The organism is Streptomyces sp. NPDC037389 (assembly GCF_040636475.1).
GTDB classification, from domain to species: Bacteria; Actinomycetota; Actinomycetes; order Streptomycetales; family Streptomycetaceae; genus Streptomyces; species Streptomyces hesseae.
In genome coordinates, this window is record NZ_JBEZUS010000004.1 from 17,932 (window position 1) to 33,535 (window position 15,604).

A 15,604-nucleotide genomic window follows, 5' to 3' on the forward strand; every position below is an offset into this window, starting at 1 on the left:
GCGTGCATGAGCCACCGCCTCACCCTCAGCAGCAGCCGTACGCGCCACCCGTCCCCCCGGCCGCCGGGCACTACGCGCCCCGCCGGGCGCTGTGGGACACCCTCTGGGACAACAAGGCGGTGCGGATCGGAACGGTGTTCCTGCTGCTCGCGCTCTGCGGCCTGATCATCCTGGCGCTGGTTCGCGAGCAGACGGGCACCAAGGGTTTCCTGGTGGGGCTGGGTCTGGCAGTACTGCCGGTACCGCTGCTCATAGCCGCGTTCCGCTGGATGGACCGCGTCGAGCCCAAGCCCTGGAAGAGCCTGATATTCGCCTTCGCGTGGGGCGCGTGCGCGGCCACGCTGGTGGCCATCCTGGCGAACGGCTACGCCACGAAGTGGCTGCTGACGACGGTCGCGGGCGCGCAGCGTGAGGACGCGGTGGGCTGGGGCGCGACGTTCGTGGCCCCGGTGGTCGAGGAAAGCGCCAAGGCAGCGGCGATCCTCCTCCTCTACCTCTTCAGAAGGCGGGACTTCAACGGCATAGTCGACGGCGTCGTGGTCGCCGGAATCACCGCCACGGGCTTCGCCTTCACCGAGAACATCCTCTACCTCGGCAACGCCTTCGCCAACGACCAGAGCTTCGGCTACGAGGGCCTGCGGTCGACGACCGCCGCCACGTTCTTCGTCCGGGTGCTGATGTCGCCCTTCGCGCACCCGCTCTTCACATCGATGACGGGCCTGGGCTTCGGCCTGGCGGCAACGCTGGCCCCGCGCCGCCGACTCCTCCGCTGGCTGATCCCCATAGGCGCCTTGTTGACCGCGATGCTCCTGCACGGCCTGTGGAACGGCTCGGCCACCCTGCCGGGCGGGGGCTTCCTGGCGGTCTACGCCCTCTTCATGGTGCCGGTCTTCGCGCTGCTGACGTGGCTGACCATCTGGTCCCGCCAGAACGAGCTCCGCACGATCCGGACCCACCTCCCCGCCTACCAGGCCGCCGGCTGGCTCACCCCGCCCGAACCCCACGCCCTCTCCTCCATGCGCGCGAGAGGCATAGCCCGAGACCTGGCCCGCCGCACGGGCGGCCCGACCGCGGCCCGCGTCGTAGCCGAGTACATCTCCTACGCGACGTCCTTGGCCTTCCTCCGCCACCGAGCGCTGCGGGGCACGCCGGACCCCTCTTTCGGGGCGAGGGAGGCGGAGCTGCTGCACCACTTGTGGCAGCGCCGGGATGTGGCCCAGCCGGCGCTGGCGGGGGCGGTGGCGGGGGTGACGCGACCGTTCGGGGCGGGCGTGCCGATGCCGGTCCAGCCGTGGGGGCCTCCGGTACCGGGCCCGGCCCAGGGGTGGGGTGCTCCTACGGCCCCGGCCGCGGCCCCAAGCCCGGCGTGGGGGCAGACCCCGGGCCAGCACCGCTGAGAGCCGCGGGCAGAGCGGCCCTCCCAGCGTGGCAGCGCAAACCTCCATCCTGGAGCCCAGCACGTGAAGGTGTGCGCTGCCGCTGAGGCCGGCTCGTAACGATCGCCGAAGGATCGTTTCTGTCAGTCGACCAGCCCCCAGGAAACGGCGGACGGCGACCCAGCCCAGCCCTCAGGAGTACTCCAGACAGACGCAATGCCCAGTCCCTCCAGGTAAGGGACGAAGGCTTTGATGTCCTCGGTGAACAGCGCAAGGAGGTGCGGCTTCGACGACTGCTCGTACAAAAAGTGGCTGTACTCAAAGAGTTGCCCCACCGCCTCACGTACGGCTGAGGCGGCGCTGTGCCCCTTGATGGTCTTGGCCTCCACCAACCACTCAACGCTGTCCTGCCGGAGCACAAGATCCTTGGGGTGCTGCTTCTTCGTGATCGGCACGAAACCACGCGCTTCGACGTAGTGCCCAAACTGCTCTATCAGCACCTCATGGCGGCGCGACTTGGTGATCGTCCGCGCAGCGATATGGGCGGTGTAGTCACTCCCGTCCTTGGGCTGGAAGCCCTCAAGCCCCTTCGGCTCAGCGTGCTTCGTTGGCACGTAACCTGCCACGAACCCCTCCGGGGCATCCTCAACCGAGACGCCCGGTTCGACGGAAGCTGCCCGTCTCAGTACCTCCGCCAGGTACCAAAGGTCTTCGCGCAAGCTGGCCTCGGGCGGCAAGGAATCCACCTCATAGCGCCGAGCAGCAACGCTCCCCGCTTCATAAGCTCGCGGTCGGTCCACCTTCGAGTTGAAGTCCGGGGTAACCGCCCACTCAGCCATGAGGTCCGACGGGAGCCCGCTCAGCAGCGAAGCCGCTCGGGTGCTGAGGTAATCGCGGAGCTTCCGACCCTCGCCGTAGTCATCGGTGAGTCGCGTTACGCCTTGCTGGAGCGTCAGCGTCACGCTCTTGAGGTCAGCGGCGAAGATGTAGGCGAGGTAGAGGCCCTCCTTGGGGTCATCCGTGATGTCGGGATCGAACACTCCGATCCAAGGAGTGTGCGCCGCCCCACCCTTACCTCCGTAACCGCGTGCCTCATAGCCTCCGGGGACAGCCGGAGCAAGGAGCGGGGTCACCTGGCGTAGGAGGTCCTGGGCGTGGACACCTCCACCTGTCCCGAGGCCCTGGTCATACTTCTTGGCTATCTCTTCAAGGAGGTCGCGGATCTTCATAGCCAGACACTAGCCACACCCGATCGATACCGATCAGAAGCTATCTACTTTCAGACATCCTTGGCGTTTCAGCCATCAAGTACGAACTGACATGCCGACCAGCTGTCACAACCCCCTGGTAGAACATCACCATCGGTTGGGGAACGAGGGGGCCATCAATGAGCGAGCGCTTCAACAGCCAAGCAACGCCGGTACCCGGCTTGTACGAGGAGCTGATCACCTCGCGCCTCGAAGAGCACCTGCAACAGCTCGAGGCGAACGGCTGGAAGTCCGTCGCCCAGCCGGTGGGGGAGCTTTCCTCTCCCCATGTCCTGGCCCGCCATATCGCCCAAACCGTCCACCGCATTCTTGCTTCACTGCCCGCATCCGAGCAGGTCTTGGCGGCCAACCACATTCTCGAGTCCATGAGCAGCCTCGATGGAGCCAAGCAGTGGATTGAGGTTGTGGCGGACGGACCACGCCAACTGCTCGCCATCGCCGAGCAGGAAGCACCGGGCGCCTACAACGTCCGGCCTGCCACACCCTTGTCGGACACGGCCCTGCTCACCAACTCGCCCGAAGACCCCAACCTTGGATTTGAGCTACGCGCCGAGCTCGCCACCGCAGACCGCGTTGACCTCCTCTGCGCGTTCGTGAAGTGGCATGGCCTGCGCGTACTCGAAGACTCTCTTAGGGGAGCAGCCGCTCGTGGCGTGCCCATCCGCGTCATCACCACCACCTACATAGGGGCCACCGAGCGGAAGGCGCTGGACCGGCTAGTCAAGGACTTCAACGCAGAGGTCAAGGTCAACTACGAGTTGCGGTCCACCCGTCTCCACGCGAAGGCTTGGCTCATCCGCCGCAGCAGCGGGTACGACACCGCCTACGTGGGCAGCTCCAACCTCTCGCGGGCAGCTCTCCTGGACGGCTTGGAATGGAACGTCCGGCTGTCGTCTGTGGCGACTCCGGCGGTTCTCAAGAAGTTCGAGGCCACCTTCGATGCGTACTGGAGCGACGCGGCGTTCGAGCCGTACGACCCCGAGCGGGACGGCGAGCGGCTAGACGATGCACTGCTGCAAGCAGGAGGTAAGGGGAGTGGTAGCAGGCCCACCATCAGTCTGTCTGGGCTTGAGGTGCGCCCGTACCCCCACCAGAAGGACATGCTGGAGCGGCTTCAGGTTGAACGCAACGTCCACGATCGTCACCGCAACCTCCTCGTCGCAGCAACGGGCACTGGGAAGACGGTGATGGCGGCTCTCGATTACCGAGCGCTGCGAGCAAAGCTCCAGAACCGCGATCTCAAGCTGCTCTTCGTCGCCCACCGCAAAGAGATCCTGAAGCAGTCGCTCCTCACGTACCAGCACGTGCTCAACGACGCGAACTTTGGTGAGCTGCTGGTAGGTGGGGACGTTCCGCAGGACTGGACCCATGTCTTCGCCAGTGTCCAGTCCCTCAACTCCCGCTCGCTCGAACGCCTTGCTCCTGATCACTTCGATGTGATCGTCATTGATGAGTTCCACCACAGCACCTCACCGACCTACCGCCGCATCATCGACCACTTCAAGCCGGCAGAGCTCCTTGGTCTCACGGCCACGCCTGAGCGTATGGACGGACAGAACGTGCAAGATGCGTTCTTCGATGGCCGGATCGCTGCCGAGATGCGTCTATGGGAAGCGCTGGAGAACGACCTCCTCAGCCCCTTCCACTACTTCGGGATCGCTGACAGCGTGGACCTGGAAGGCCTCACGTGGAAGCGTGGCGCCTACGACACCGGCGAGCTCGACAAACTGTTCACCGGAAACCACGCTCGGGCGCGCCTGGTCGCCAAGGCCGTCCAAGACAAGGTGACCGATCCTGGCTCCATGCGAGCCCTGGGCTTCTGTGTGTCCGTCGCGCACGCCCGCTTCATGGCCGACTACTTCCAGCAAACTGGGCTCAACGCTAAGTCGCTCGATGCCTCTACCCCCGCGACAGAACGCGCCCAGGCGCTGGCTGATCTACGTGAGGGCAAGCTCCAGGTCCTCTTCTCAGTCGATCTGTTCAACGAGGGGCTGGACATCCCCGACGTCGACACCCTCCTCCTGCTCCGGCCGACCTCCAGCGCCACCGTCTTCCTTCAGCAGCTCGGCCGTGGTCTCCGACGAACCCCTAACAAGGCCGTGCTCACCGTCCTCGACTTCATCGGGCAGCACCGCAAGGAATTCCGCTTCGAGGAGCAATTCCGGGCGCTCACCAACCTGACCCGTAAACGCTTGGCCGACAACATGGAGCAAGACTTCCCGCTCCTCCCGTCTGGGTGCCAGATCGTGCTCGACAGGAAGTCGAAGAAGCGGATCCTTGAGAACATCAAGAACCAAATCGGCGTCAATGTCACACAGCTGACACGCGAGGTCGCTGCCTACGCGGAACCACAGCTCTCCGGCTATCTCCGCGAGAGCCAGCGGGAGCTTAAGGAGCTCTACCGCGCCAATAACTCTTGGACGCGTCTGCTGCGCCGGGCCCACTTCCTGCCTGAGGTTGGACCGGACGGCGAAGAGGCTCTACTCAAGCGCGTCTCCGCCTTCCTCCACGTCGACGACCCTGCTCGCGTGGCTGCGTACAGCCGCATGCTTGAGGACGACGCTCCGGCGTACGACTCCCTTGACCGGCAGGGCCGGGCATACGCCAGGATGCTCTTCTTCTCCCTGTGGCCGCTTGGTGGAGGCTTCGCCTCATACGACGAAGGCTTCCAGGCACTGGCCAAACAGGTGAACTTCCGGGACGAGCTCCGGCAGGTACTGAGCCACAACCTGGCCCGCACAGAGCATCTCCCCGTACGGCTGGTAGGGGCACATGCTGACATCCCACTCACCATCCACGCCTCCTACAGCAGGGAAGAGATCCTGCCCGCGCTCGGGCAAGCGAGTGTGGGTGGCTTCCTCCCTGGGCACTTCCGTGAGGGCGTGAAGTGGTGTGAGAGCGCAAAGATTGATGCGCTCCTCATCACCCTCGAAAAGGACGAGAAGGATTTCTCCCCGGAGACCCGGTACAAGGACTACGCGCGGAGTCCTGAGCTCTTCCACTGGGAGTCTCAGAACCAGACCTCCAGCACCTCACCCACAGGGGTGCGCTACCAGAACCACAAGGAGAACGGATCGGACGTCTTCTTGTTCGTGCGCCGATACAAGAAGAACGACATAGGCGGTGCCCAGCCGTGGATGTTGCTGGGCCCGGCTGAGTACATCTCGCACGAGGGCAGTAACCCCATGGCCATCGTCTGGAAGCTCGACCACGAGATGCCGGCTGATGTGTGGACGTACTCCGCCATTGCCGCCAGCTAAGCCAGCGCACTACCGCTGATCACGTCAGCGCTACTAAGCGGGCCTCGCCTTCGCTGCTTCGAACCGCGCCCGTGCCCGGTCCAGGGCAGCGTCCGGATTGGTGCCCTGGGCTTGGAGTCAGTGGAGGAGGTCAGCGATCAAGGCTGTCGCCTCCTCCTCTGCCACCAGGCGCACGGCAGGTGAGCTCGCCCTGTTGAGCGCAGGAAGCCGGCCGTACACCGTGAGCAGGGCCTCGGTCTGCAACATGCGCGAGGCCGCGGGCCGGGACTCTGAGCCCGGGAGACCCGTGGCGAGCTCGCACCAGGTGGTTTTGCCGTAGTCGCTGGGGATCACGCCCCAGCGGTCGGCCGTGGCGGCGATCAGGTGTAGGCCACGCCCTCCTTCTTGCGCGGGGGTGGCCGCCCGCAGCGCCGGGAAGCGTCGGGGATCCGGGTCACGGATGGCGATGCGGAGTCGCGATCCGTCCAACACGATGGAGATCCAGGTCGGCGTCCTTGGGCCGACGTGCGTGATGACGTTGGTGATCAGTTCCGTGACACAGAGCCGGACCGGATCCTCAAGGTGCCGCACTCCCCAGAGCCGCAAGGGAGCGCTGACTGTACGGCGGAGGTGGGCGACCCTCTCGGGGATGGCGAGGAAGGGGAACTCCCAGATCTTTGCCGGCCTGCGGTGCTCGATGCCCATGTGCGTGCCCAGCCCTTCTGATCGCGGACTCCCCGGTGCGGGAGAGCTCGAGCATGGCAGCGAGCACATCCCGTCATGCAATATGCACCAGGGGATTCCCTCCATTGGGTGATTGGCCTGGTTGATGCTGTCCGCTGGACTGAACGCCGTTCGTGACACGGGAGGTTGAAGTGGCTGGATCACCCACAGCTCGCCGACGGCGGCTGGCCATCGAGCTCAAGAAGCTTCGCGAAGACCATCAGCTCACCTGCAATGAAGTCGGCAAGGCCCTGGACTGGAGCGGGTCGAAGGTCAACCGGCTCGAAACCGGCAGCGGGAGGGTGCAGTCCTCGGACATCGACGCGCTGTGCCGCTACTACGGCACAGCGGACGAGCTGCGCGAGTTCCTGATGCGACTGGCCAAGGAGTCCAAGGTTCGAGGTTGGTGGCACGCACACGGGTCGGCGGTGCCGCCGTGGTTCTCGTCCTACATCGGGCTGGAGCAGGAGGCCTCAAGCCTGCGTCAGTACCAGTGCGAGTTCGTACCGGGGCTTATGCAGACAGCCGCATACGCCGCGGAGCTGCATCGGGCATCCGGTCAGCTCGAAGGCGAAGAACTTGAACGTCACGTGAACGTACGCATGGCTCGCCAGCAGATCCTGCACCGTGAGGCCCCACCCGACCTGTGGGCGATCGTGCACGAGAGCGTCCTCCGCCACATCGTCGGCGGCAGGGAGCTGATGCGCGCCCAGCTCGAATATATGCTCCTATCAAGCCAGTTGAAGAACGTAACGCTCCAGGTCCTGCCCTTCGACGCCGGCACGTACCCAGCGACGGGAGCCTTCACGATTCTCGGCTTCCCCGAGCAGGCGGATCCCGATGTCGTCTACCGGGACGGGCTGACCGACGCCGTCTACCTGGAGACTCCGGACGACGTCAGCCAGTACTCGAAGGCATTCGACAGCATGCGGGCCATTGCGTCGAGCCCACCCCAATCGGCACAGCTGATCAAGCGCATCCTGAAGGAGTACTCCTGATGAGCAGAGCGGCCCGTTCCATATGCGTCCAGGCCGGCTGGTTCAAGAGCAGCTACAGCAATGGCACGGGCGGTGAGTGCCTGGAAGCCGCCTTCACTGCTGACGGGACCACTTCCGTCCGTGACTCGAAGGAGGCGTGCGGACCCGTGCTCGCCTTTTCGTGTACGGCCTGGGGCGGGTTCGTCACGGGGATACGGGACGGCAAGCTTCGGTGATCGCTTGCGGACCGAAGCTCGGGTTCCGGGATTCGGGCGGGGCCGGCGGCCGGCTCCGAGGAGCGGTGACCAGGAGGTCCGGGTCCGGGGCTTGAGCTTCGGGATTCGGGGGTCGGGATTCGAGCGCTCTGTCTGAGGAATGGGTGGTGGGTGATAACCCACCCTCCCTCCCAAGTCGCGCGTATGCACACGCGGATGACTTTGCGCAACCGAGTCGCCACCCCCCGCTGTCCCCGTGTAGCGTGCGCCACAACAAAGCAACCCCGGCCGGTGCGCCAACACCTGAGCCGGGGTCTGACCATCTAGATCAGAGTGAGTGATCTCGTGGCTGACGCCAACTCTACCGCTGTCCCCATGGCCGCGTCCGGATACGGCAAGCGTTCCGCGCCCGACCAAGCCCCGCGCACCCGGGACGACTTCGCGCACCTCCCCGCCCGGGAGGCGGCCATCGCCGCGCACATCGACCGGCTTCCCGACGGCGCCGCCGTCGACATCAAGACCCTGGCCAAGCAGATCCCCGCCTACGGGCAGCAGGCCGTGAGCACCGCTCTCAACAACCTCTCCGAGGCCGGGCACCTGCGGCGTATCCGGGAGACGGTCGGCGAGGGCCGTACGCAGTGGGTGACCCGCTCGCACTTCTCCCGGACCGCGCGCGACGATGCCTGGTGGGAGGCGTGCCTTGAGGAGGGGGAGGAGGACACTCCTGCCCCGGCCCCCGCTCGGGTCGCGTCACGCCCCACGCGGCTCGCCCGGTCCGCCGCCTACGAGGCTCTGGTCCGGCTTGGTCGTACCGAACCCCGGCTCGGCCTCTCCGCTTCCGAGTGCTCCGCCCTCGAGGAGCTCGCCGACGAATGGCTCCGGCGCGGGGCCACACCGGACGATCTCGTACGAACCCTCGCCGCCGGGCTCCCCGACGTCGTCCATCACCCCGGGGCGTTCACTCGCACGAGGCTCACCGAGAAGATGCCGCCCGAGGCACTCGCCGCTCCGGAGGTGCCGCCCCGCCGTCGGGTCATGGAGTGCACCGGTTGTGGCACGCCGGGGCGGCCCGAGGCCCTGCCCGGTGGTCTGTGCCGCGGCTGTCGTGGCGACGGGCCGCGTCCGGAGCTGCCCGGTCCGGACGCCGCCGACGTGCGCGCGTACGTGTCGGGGCTGCGGGCCATGGCCCGTACGAGCCGCTAGGCCGGGAGCCGCGTAACCTTCACGGCGTGTCCCCCACGTACGCAGAGCGCGCGTCCCGACTGCCGGACGCCGTCGTGTGGACGCGGGGAACCGCCGGGCCTCCCGGGGGCAGCAAAGCCGTGACCGTGCTGCCCGACGGGTGCATGGATCTGTTGTGGACCGAGGGCAGGCTCTTCGTCGCCGGGCCCGACACCCGTGCGTACCGTCCTGGAGCCGGCGGGCGAGGGCCTTGGGCCGGCGTTCGTTTCCACCCCGGTACCGCTCCCGCCCTGCTCGGCGTACCCGCGCACGAGCTGCGGGACCGGCGTGTGGAGCTCGCCGACCTGTGGCCGGGCGCCGAAGTGCGCCGCTTCACGGAACGCGTCGACGCGGCGCCCGACCCGGCTGCCGCGCTTGAGGAGCTGGCGCTGCGTCTCGCGGCCGACGCGCCATCCCCGGACCCGCTGCTGCGGGCGGTCGTGGCGTCCCTGGCAGCCGGGCGATCCGTTGCGGCGACCGCCGAAGCGGTGGGCCTCGGTGCGCGGCAGCTTCACCGCCGCGCACTGAACGCCTTCGGCTACGGGCCCAAGACCCTCGCCCGGATCCTCCGTCTGCAACGCGCCCTCACCCTGGCCCGCGCCGGCGTGCCCTTCGCGGAGACGGCCGTCCGGGCCGGCTTCTCGGATCAGGCTCATCTGGCGCGCGAGGTTCGGGAGTTGGCGGGAGAGTCGCTGTCCGGGCTGGTGCGGGCGTAGCCCAGGCGGCGCCCAGGCGGCGAATCACGCCAGGGGTGCGAAGAGGTCGACACCATTGCCGTCCGGGTCGTGCACCACGGCGTACCGCTGGCCCCAGAAGGCGTCCCACGGCTTCAGCTCACCGTGGTATCCGGCGCCGACCAGGTCCTCGTACACCGCGTCGACGTGCTCGGGGCCCGTGCACCGGAACGCCAGCCCCACCCGGCCACTGCCGCCCGCCGGTGGACGCCACGACGGGTGAAAGGAGCGGACGGTGCTCTCGGGGTCGAGGAGGAGGCGCAGCCCGCCCGGCAGGACGGCCTCTACGTGCGGCTGGTCCTCGGAGCCTTCGGGGAACTCGATCCCGAGACGCCGGTAGAAGGTGAGCGTCGCGGCCAGATCGGAGACGACGAGGCCGATGGAGTGGAGTTCAGGTGCTGGTGTGGTGCTCATGCCCGGGAGCTTAGGGAGAGAGCGTGCGCCGGGTCTTGAAGGAAACGGACACCCCGCTCCGCGCCCATGCCGCGTTGTCAGTGGTCACCGCTAGGTTCAGGCACATGAGTTCGGGACTGAGTGTGTATCTGCTGGACCCTGCCAGGACACGGGCCCTGGTCGGCTCGCGCGACGGGGGGCTGCTCCAGGTCATCCGCGACAACTTCGCGGACGACCTGGCGCGGGACGACGACTGGTTCTCGCACGCGATAAAGGACGGCGCGCCCACGGCGTACGAGGCGTTGGAAGCCGTCGTCAACGGCGGGCCGTTCAGCGACGATCAGGAGCACGCCTTCCAGTACGGCTACGCCTACAAGCGGCTGTGCGACCTCACGGGTTCCTTCCTCGACAACTCCTCTTTCTGTCCCTTCCGGGGCAGCTGGCTGTCGGTGGTCGACGACGGGCTGCGGGCTCTCGGGATCACGGCGGTTTCCGTGGAGGACTTCAGCTACGGCGACGTGCCGAAGCCCCTGCCGAGGCCGTATGAGGCGCCGGGGTGTGGGGAGTGGACCCCGGAGCAGTGCGCCAAGGCTTTGGAGCAGTTCGAGGAGACCAAGCGGAAGGGGCACGCTCCCCCGCTCGAACCCGAGGTCGTCGACGCGGTCATGGACGTCATCGGCTGGTTGCGGCACGCCGAGGCCCGGCCCGGGTTTGGGATCATCGGCTTCCGGTCGTAGGCTCCCGGGCCTGGCCGGGCCGCTACGCGTCCGCCGCCGCCTCCCCCTCCACGATCGACAGGACCGTTCCCGTCGGGATCACCCGGGTCAGGCGGAGGCCCGCCTCCGCGAACAGGTCCTTGAATTCCTGCTCCGTGCGTTCGCGGCCCACCAACGACGCCATCATCAGCAGGTCGAGCGTCTTGCCCTGGTGAGGGGCGTTGTCCTGGGGGATGACCGCGTCGATGACCAGGACTCGGCCGCCCGGCGCCATGGCCTCGCGGCAGTTGGTGAGGATCGTCCGCGACTGGGTGTCGTCCCAGTCGTGGAGGATGCGCTTGAGGAGGTAGATGTCGCCGGGCGGGGCCGAGGTGAAGAAGTCGCCCTCGGCCAGGGTCCAGCGGCCTGCCAGGTCCGGGGTGTCCAGGCGGTGGCCGGCCAGGACGTGGGGCTGGTCGTAGAGGACGCCCTGGAGGCCGGGGGTGTTGCGGAGGGCCGACTGGAGGAGGCCGCCGTGGCCGCCGCCCACGTCCACGACCGTGGCCGAGGGCGGGAACGAGTAAGCGTCCGCGATCGGCTGGTTCTCCGCGTCCGACATCGCCGCCATTCCGTCGTGGAAGATGGCCGCCGTCTCCGCGCTCCCCGTGAAGTAGTCGAAGAACGGCATCCCGAAGATGCGGTCGAAGGCCGAGGTGCCTTCCTCCACACACCTCGTCATCTCGCCCGCCGGCAGCCAGAACGTCCGGTCCGTGATCATCAGGACCGCCGAGCGTACGGACACGGGCGCGTCCGAGCGCAGCGCGTCCCCCGCCTCCGTCAGGTGGAAGCGGCCCTCCCCGTCCTCCTCGAACAGGCCTCTCGTGGCCAGGAGGCGCAGGACCCGGTGGAGGCCGCGGGCGTCCGTGCCCGTCGCCTTCGCCAGGTCGGACGGGGTACGAGGGCCGTCCGTCAGGTGGTCCGCCACGCCTGCCGTCACCGCTGCGCGCAGCGCGGCCGGGTAGACGAAGCCCAGGGCCTCGTCGATGATGCGGGCCGCGCTTCGGCCACCCGCTTCCACTGTTTTGCGAGCGTCATTGGTCACTCAGCGATTCATGCCCAGGGCGGCGGACGATTCCTCTTCCTCCGGCGTTAGCTTTAGGACGAGATCCCTCGATGCGGAGGTTGTTGCTGTGGCAGTTCCTACGTCCCTGGTGGCCGCCGGTGGTCTTATCGGCGGCTACGGCGTCGCCCGGTGGACCAAGAAGCGGCCCCTCGGTGGAGTGGCCCTCGCCGCCGCCGGGGCTCTCGCCGCCAAGCAGTGGAAGGAGACGGTCGGCGCCGGGGCCGCCGCCGGGTTGACCGGGGCCTACGTCGCCGCCTTCGCCGGGTCCCACCCGCTCGCCAAGAAGGTCGGCGCCTGGCCGTCCGTCTTCACAGTCGCGAGTGGTGTCGCCCTTGCTTCCTGGGTTGTGGAGCGGAACAGCAGCCACGACTAGCTGAAGTCCAGGTCGCCCGTCCGGGTGCGCTTCAGTTCGAAGAACTTGGGGTAGCTCGCCAGCAGGCGCACCCCGTCGAAGATCCGGACGGCGTCCTCGCCCCTCGGTATCGCGGTCAGTACCGGTCCGAAGAAGGCGACGCCGTCGATGTGCATCGTCGGCGTGCCCACCTCCTCGCCGACCGGGTCCATGCCCTCGTGGTGGCTCTTGCGCAGCGCCTCGTCGTAGTCCGTCGTGTGCGCCGCGTCCGCCAGTGACAGCGGGAGGCCCGCCTCGGCGAGGGCCTCGCGGATCACCTCGTCGCCGGCCTCCCGGTCGGCGTTGTGGATACGGGTGCCCAGCGCCGTGTAGAGGTCCCGGAGCACGTGGTCGCCGTGCTCCTGGGCCGCCGCCATGCACACCCGGACCGGGCCCCAGCCGGTGTCCATGATTCTGCGGTAGCGCTCCGGCAGGTCCTCGCGGCCCTCGTTGAGCACGGACAGGCTCATGACGCGGAAGCGCAGGTCGAGGTCGCGGTGCCGCTCCACCTCCAGGATCCAGCGGGACGTGATCCAGGCGAAGGGGCAGATCGGGTCGAAGTAGAAGTCCACCTTGTTCGTCGTCTTGTTCGTCATCTTGGTCGTCGCCTTGTTTGTCATGACCGCGAGCCTACGGAGTTGTTGTCCCGCTGTGCTGGTCCATTTGTGGCCCGCGGTCATGGGCCAATCACTACCCCCACAAGGGTCCTTACGCCGACGCCTCCGTCAGCTTCGCCAGCTCCGCCTCCGTGAGCTTCAGGTCGCCCACCGCCAGCAGCGGCGCCAGCTGCTCGACCGTACGGGCGCTGGCCAGCGGCGTCGCCACCGTCGGCCGGGCCGCGAGCCAGGCCAGGGCCACGGTCGCGAGCTCGGCGTCGTGGGCCGCGGCCACCTCGTCGAGGGCGGCGAGCACGCGCACGCCCCGCTCCGTCTCCAGGTAATGCGCCGCGCCGCCCGCACGCGCGCTGTCCACCGTCGTGCCCGGACGGTACTTGCCGGTGAGGAAGCCCGAGGCCAGCGCGAAGTACGGGATCGCGGCCAGGCCGTGCTCGGCGGCCACGGAGGCGAGTTCGCCCTCGTAGGTATCGCGCGAGACCAGGTTGTAGTGGGGCTGGATCGCCACGTACTTGGCCAGGCCGGCGGCGTCGGAGAAGTCCAGGGAGGCGCGCAGACGTGCCGCCGTGATGTTGGAGGCCGCGATCTCGCGGACCTTGCCCTCCTTCACCAGGCCGTCCAGCGTCGTGATGATCTCCTCGACGGGGACCGACTCGTCATCCACGTGCGTGTAGTAGAGGTCGATGTGGTCCGTGCGGAGGCGGCGCAGGGAGGCCTCGACGTCGGCCTTGATGGTCGCGGGGGCCAGGCCGCGGTGCTCGGGGACGCCGTTGCCGACCTTGGTGGCGACGACGATCGCGTCCCGGTTGCCGCGCTCGGCGAGCCAGTTCCCGATGATGGTCTCGGACTCGCCACCCTTGTTGCCGGGCACCCAGGCGGAGTAGACGTCCGCCGTGTCGATGAAGTTGCCGCCGGCCTCGGCGTAGGCGTCGAGGACGGCGAAGGACTGCTTCTCGTCGGCCGTCCAGCCGAAGACGTTTCCGCCCAGGTTCAGGGGGTGGACGGAGAGACCGCCGATTGCCTTGTGATGGGTGTTGTCAGCCATGCGAAGGTTCAACTCCCCTGCCGGGCCCGTTATTCCGCGGGCGCCGGTGCCGGCAGGGGATCGGGAGGGTGGACGGACAGGGGTGCCGCGATGTCCTCCAGCGAGCGGCCTTCCGCCCGTACGGCCAGGAACGCGGCCACCACTCCACCCAGGCACATCAGGGCCGCGCCGAGGCAGAAGGCCACGACCGTGTCGGCGACGACGCCGCTCTGGGTGAGGGCCGAGAAGAGGAGCGGGCCGCTGATGCCGCCCGCCGCCGTGCCCACCGCGTAGAAGAAGGCGATGGCCATGGCCCGGGTCTCCATCGGGAAGATCTCGGAGACGGTGAGGTAGGCGCTGCTGGCGCCCGCCGAGGCGAAGAAGAGGACCACCGCCCAGCAGGCGGTGAGGGTGACGGCGTTCAGCTGCCCGGCGCCGAACAGCCAGGCGGTGCCGAACAGCAGGACCCCGGCCAGGAGGTACGTCGAGGAGATCATGATGCGCCGGCCGAGGGTGTCGAAGAGCTTCCCCAGGAAGAGCGGGCCCAGGAAGTTGCCCACCGCTATGACGGCGAAGAAATAGCCGGTGCGGGACGTGGAAACGCCGAAGAAACGGGTGAGGATGGCACCGAAACCGAAGGTGATCGCGTTGTAGAGGAACGCCTGGCCGATGAAGAGGGCGAGGCCCAGGACGGCCCGGCGCCGGTAGTCGGAGAAGACCGTGCGGGCGATGTCACGGAACCCGAAGCTCTCGCGCTGGCGGATGGTGAAACGCCCTTTGGCGGGCGGGAGGGGGATGCCTTTCTCGGCCACGACGCGTTTCTCGATCGACGTGACGAGCCGTTCGGCCTCCTCCGCCCTGCCGTGGATGAACAGCCAGCGCGGGCTCTCCGGCACATGGCGGCGTACGAGCAGGATGACCAGCCCCAGGATGACGCCCAGCCCGAAGGTCAGCCGCCAGCCGACGGCCTTGGCGAAGATGCTGGTGTCGAGCATCAGGACCGACAGCAATGAACCCGCGATGGCGCCGAGCCAGAAGCTGCCGTTGATGATGAGGTCGACACGGCCGCGGTAGGCGGCCGGGATCAGTTCGTCGATGGCGGAGTTGATCGCCGCGTACTCGCCGCCGATGCCGAAACCCGTCACGAAGCGGAAGGTGAAGAACCACCAGGACGAGTACGAGAGCGCGGTCAGGGCCGTCGCGGCCAGATAGACCGCGAGCGTGACCATGAAGAGTCTTTTACGGCCGAAGAGATCGGTCAGCCGGCCGAAGAAGAGCGCGCCGGAACAGGCGCCCGCCACATAGAGCGCGGCCGCCACTCCCGTCACTCCGCCGGAAGTGATCGGCAGTCCGCTGCCCTGCTCGGAGAGACGGCCGGCGATATTGCCGACGATCGTGACCTCCAGGCCGTCCAGGACCCAGACCGTGCCGAGACCGATCACCACGGTCCAATGCCACCGGGACCAGGGCAGCCGGTCCAGGCGGGCGGGCACGGACGTGGTGATCGTCGCGGTGGTCGTCACGTCATCTGATTTCCCGATCGCACACAGAACATTCCCGGGATATCCGATATCGGAGGGTTCTCCGGCCGCTATGACCTGATTGGCCTGT

15 protein-coding genes are annotated in these 15,604 nt (G+C 67.6%); 8 read left to right on the forward strand and 7 right to left on the reverse strand.

Going from position 1 to position 15,604, the window contains the following annotated elements; genetic code table 11:
- The first annotated feature begins 89 nt into the window (after positions 1–89).
- Positions 90–1,397: a PrsW family intramembrane metalloprotease gene (locus AB0E98_RS09665; protein ID WP_361701501.1), complete on the forward strand. Its 1,308-nt coding sequence runs from the start codon at positions 90–92 to the stop codon at positions 1,395–1,397.
- Between the two features lie 122 nt (positions 1,398–1,519).
- Here the strand turns inward: AB0E98_RS09665 and AB0E98_RS09670 are convergent, their stop codons facing one another.
- Positions 1,520–2,605 carry a DUF3578 domain-containing protein gene (locus tag AB0E98_RS09670; RefSeq protein WP_361700603.1) on the reverse strand — a complete coding sequence of 362 codons (1,086 nt, stop codon included), beginning with the start codon at positions 2,603–2,605 and terminating at the stop codon, positions 1,520–1,522.
- Positions 2,606–2,763: 158 nt separating this feature from the next.
- Here AB0E98_RS09670 and AB0E98_RS09675 point away from each other — a divergent pair, with 158 nt between their 5' ends.
- Positions 2,764–5,904, forward strand: a complete 3,141-nt coding sequence (locus AB0E98_RS09675) for a DUF3427 domain-containing protein (protein ID WP_361700605.1) — start codon at positions 2,764–2,766, stop codon at positions 5,902–5,904.
- Between the two features lie 117 nt (positions 5,905–6,021).
- Here the strand turns inward: AB0E98_RS09675 and AB0E98_RS09680 are convergent, their stop codons facing one another.
- Complete coding sequence (locus tag AB0E98_RS09680) at positions 6,022–6,588, reverse strand: ATP-binding protein (protein ID WP_361700608.1); 567 nt, start codon at positions 6,586–6,588, stop codon at positions 6,022–6,024.
- 170 nt (positions 6,589–6,758) lie between these two features.
- Here AB0E98_RS09680 and AB0E98_RS09685 point away from each other — a divergent pair, with 170 nt between their 5' ends.
- The 4 genes from AB0E98_RS09685 (at position 6,759) to AB0E98_RS09700 (ending at position 9,735) form a co-directional block, all read left to right on the forward strand.
- Positions 6,759–7,604 (forward strand): helix-turn-helix transcriptional regulator, encoded by an 846-nt coding sequence (locus tag AB0E98_RS09685; RefSeq protein ID WP_361700611.1) that lies wholly within the window; start codon positions 6,759–6,761, stop codon positions 7,602–7,604.
- Positions 7,604–7,819, forward strand: a complete 216-nt coding sequence (locus AB0E98_RS09690; RefSeq protein ID WP_361700613.1) for a DUF397 domain-containing protein — start codon at positions 7,604–7,606, stop codon at positions 7,817–7,819. The genes AB0E98_RS09685 and AB0E98_RS09690 overlap by 1 nt, the downstream gene beginning before the upstream one ends.
- Positions 7,820–8,173: 354 nt before the next feature.
- Entirely contained in the window at positions 8,174–9,001 is an 828-nt protein-coding gene (locus AB0E98_RS09695) for a hypothetical protein (protein ID WP_361700616.1), read from the forward strand.
- 26 nt (positions 9,002–9,027) lie between these two features.
- Positions 9,028–9,735: a helix-turn-helix domain-containing protein gene (locus AB0E98_RS09700; RefSeq protein WP_361700619.1), complete on the forward strand. Its 708-nt coding sequence runs from the start codon at positions 9,028–9,030 to the stop codon at positions 9,733–9,735.
- A gap of 24 nt (positions 9,736–9,759) precedes the next feature.
- Here the strand turns inward: AB0E98_RS09700 and AB0E98_RS09705 are convergent, their stop codons facing one another.
- A complete protein-coding gene (locus AB0E98_RS09705) occupies positions 9,760–10,167 on the reverse strand; it encodes a VOC family protein (RefSeq protein ID WP_361700622.1) in 408 nt (135 codons plus the stop codon).
- Positions 10,168–10,271: 104 nt separating this feature from the next.
- Here AB0E98_RS09705 and AB0E98_RS09710 point away from each other — a divergent pair, with 104 nt between their 5' ends.
- Complete coding sequence (locus tag AB0E98_RS09710; protein WP_361700625.1) at positions 10,272–10,883, forward strand: hypothetical protein; 612 nt, start codon at positions 10,272–10,274, stop codon at positions 10,881–10,883.
- Positions 10,884–10,905: 22 nt separating this feature from the next.
- Here AB0E98_RS09710 and AB0E98_RS09715 read toward each other — a convergent pair whose 3' ends face one another.
- Complete coding sequence (locus AB0E98_RS09715) at positions 10,906–11,943, reverse strand: methyltransferase (protein WP_361700627.1); 1,038 nt, start codon at positions 11,941–11,943, stop codon at positions 10,906–10,908.
- Between the two features lie 88 nt (positions 11,944–12,031).
- Between AB0E98_RS09715 and AB0E98_RS09720 the strand changes: the two genes are divergently transcribed.
- Complete coding sequence (locus tag AB0E98_RS09720; protein ID WP_361700630.1) at positions 12,032–12,337, forward strand: hypothetical protein; 306 nt, start codon at positions 12,032–12,034, stop codon at positions 12,335–12,337.
- Here AB0E98_RS09720 and AB0E98_RS09725 read toward each other — a convergent pair.
- The 3 genes from AB0E98_RS09725 to AB0E98_RS09735 all read right to left on the reverse strand — a co-directional run bounded on the left by AB0E98_RS09725 (position 12,334) and on the right by AB0E98_RS09735 (position 15,516).
- Positions 12,334–12,975, reverse strand: a complete 642-nt coding sequence (locus AB0E98_RS09725) for a disulfide bond formation protein DsbA (protein ID WP_361700633.1) — start codon at positions 12,973–12,975, stop codon at positions 12,334–12,336. The two genes, AB0E98_RS09720 and AB0E98_RS09725, sit on opposite strands and share 4 nt — an antisense overlap.
- A gap of 88 nt (positions 12,976–13,063) precedes the next feature.
- Positions 13,064–14,014, reverse strand: a complete 951-nt coding sequence (locus AB0E98_RS09730; protein WP_361700635.1) for an aldo/keto reductase — start codon at positions 14,012–14,014, stop codon at positions 13,064–13,066.
- A 29-nt stretch (positions 14,015–14,043) separates the two neighbouring features.
- Positions 14,044–15,516: an MFS transporter gene (locus AB0E98_RS09735; RefSeq protein ID WP_361700638.1), complete on the reverse strand. Its 1,473-nt coding sequence runs from the start codon at positions 15,514–15,516 to the stop codon at positions 14,044–14,046.
- Positions 15,517–15,604 lie beyond the last annotated feature (88 nt).

Coding starts and splice junctions, on each gene's coding strand:
- AB0E98_RS09670 (WP_361700603.1), bottom strand. CDS start 2,605: ATGAAGATCCGCGACCTCCTTGAAGAGATAGCCAAGAAGTATGACCAG.
- AB0E98_RS09675 (WP_361700605.1), top strand. CDS start 2,764: ATGAGCGAGCGCTTCAACAGCCAAGCAACGCCGGTACCCGGCTTGTAC.
- AB0E98_RS09680 (WP_361700608.1), bottom strand. CDS start 6,588: ATGGGCATCGAGCACCGCAGGCCGGCAAAGATCTGGGAGTTCCCCTTC.
- AB0E98_RS09690 (WP_361700613.1), top strand. CDS start 7,604: ATGAGCAGAGCGGCCCGTTCCATATGCGTCCAGGCCGGCTGGTTCAAG.
- AB0E98_RS09695 (WP_361700616.1), top strand. CDS start 8,174: ATGGCCGCGTCCGGATACGGCAAGCGTTCCGCGCCCGACCAAGCCCCG.
- AB0E98_RS09705 (WP_361700622.1), bottom strand. CDS start 10,167: ATGAGCACCACACCAGCACCTGAACTCCACTCCATCGGCCTCGTCGTC.
- AB0E98_RS09710 (WP_361700625.1), top strand. CDS start 10,272: ATGAGTTCGGGACTGAGTGTGTATCTGCTGGACCCTGCCAGGACACGG.
- AB0E98_RS09725 (WP_361700633.1), bottom strand. CDS start 12,975: ATGACAAACAAGGCGACGACCAAGATGACGAACAAGACGACGAACAAG.
- AB0E98_RS09730 (WP_361700635.1), bottom strand. CDS start 14,014: ATGGCTGACAACACCCATCACAAGGCAATCGGCGGTCTCTCCGTCCAC.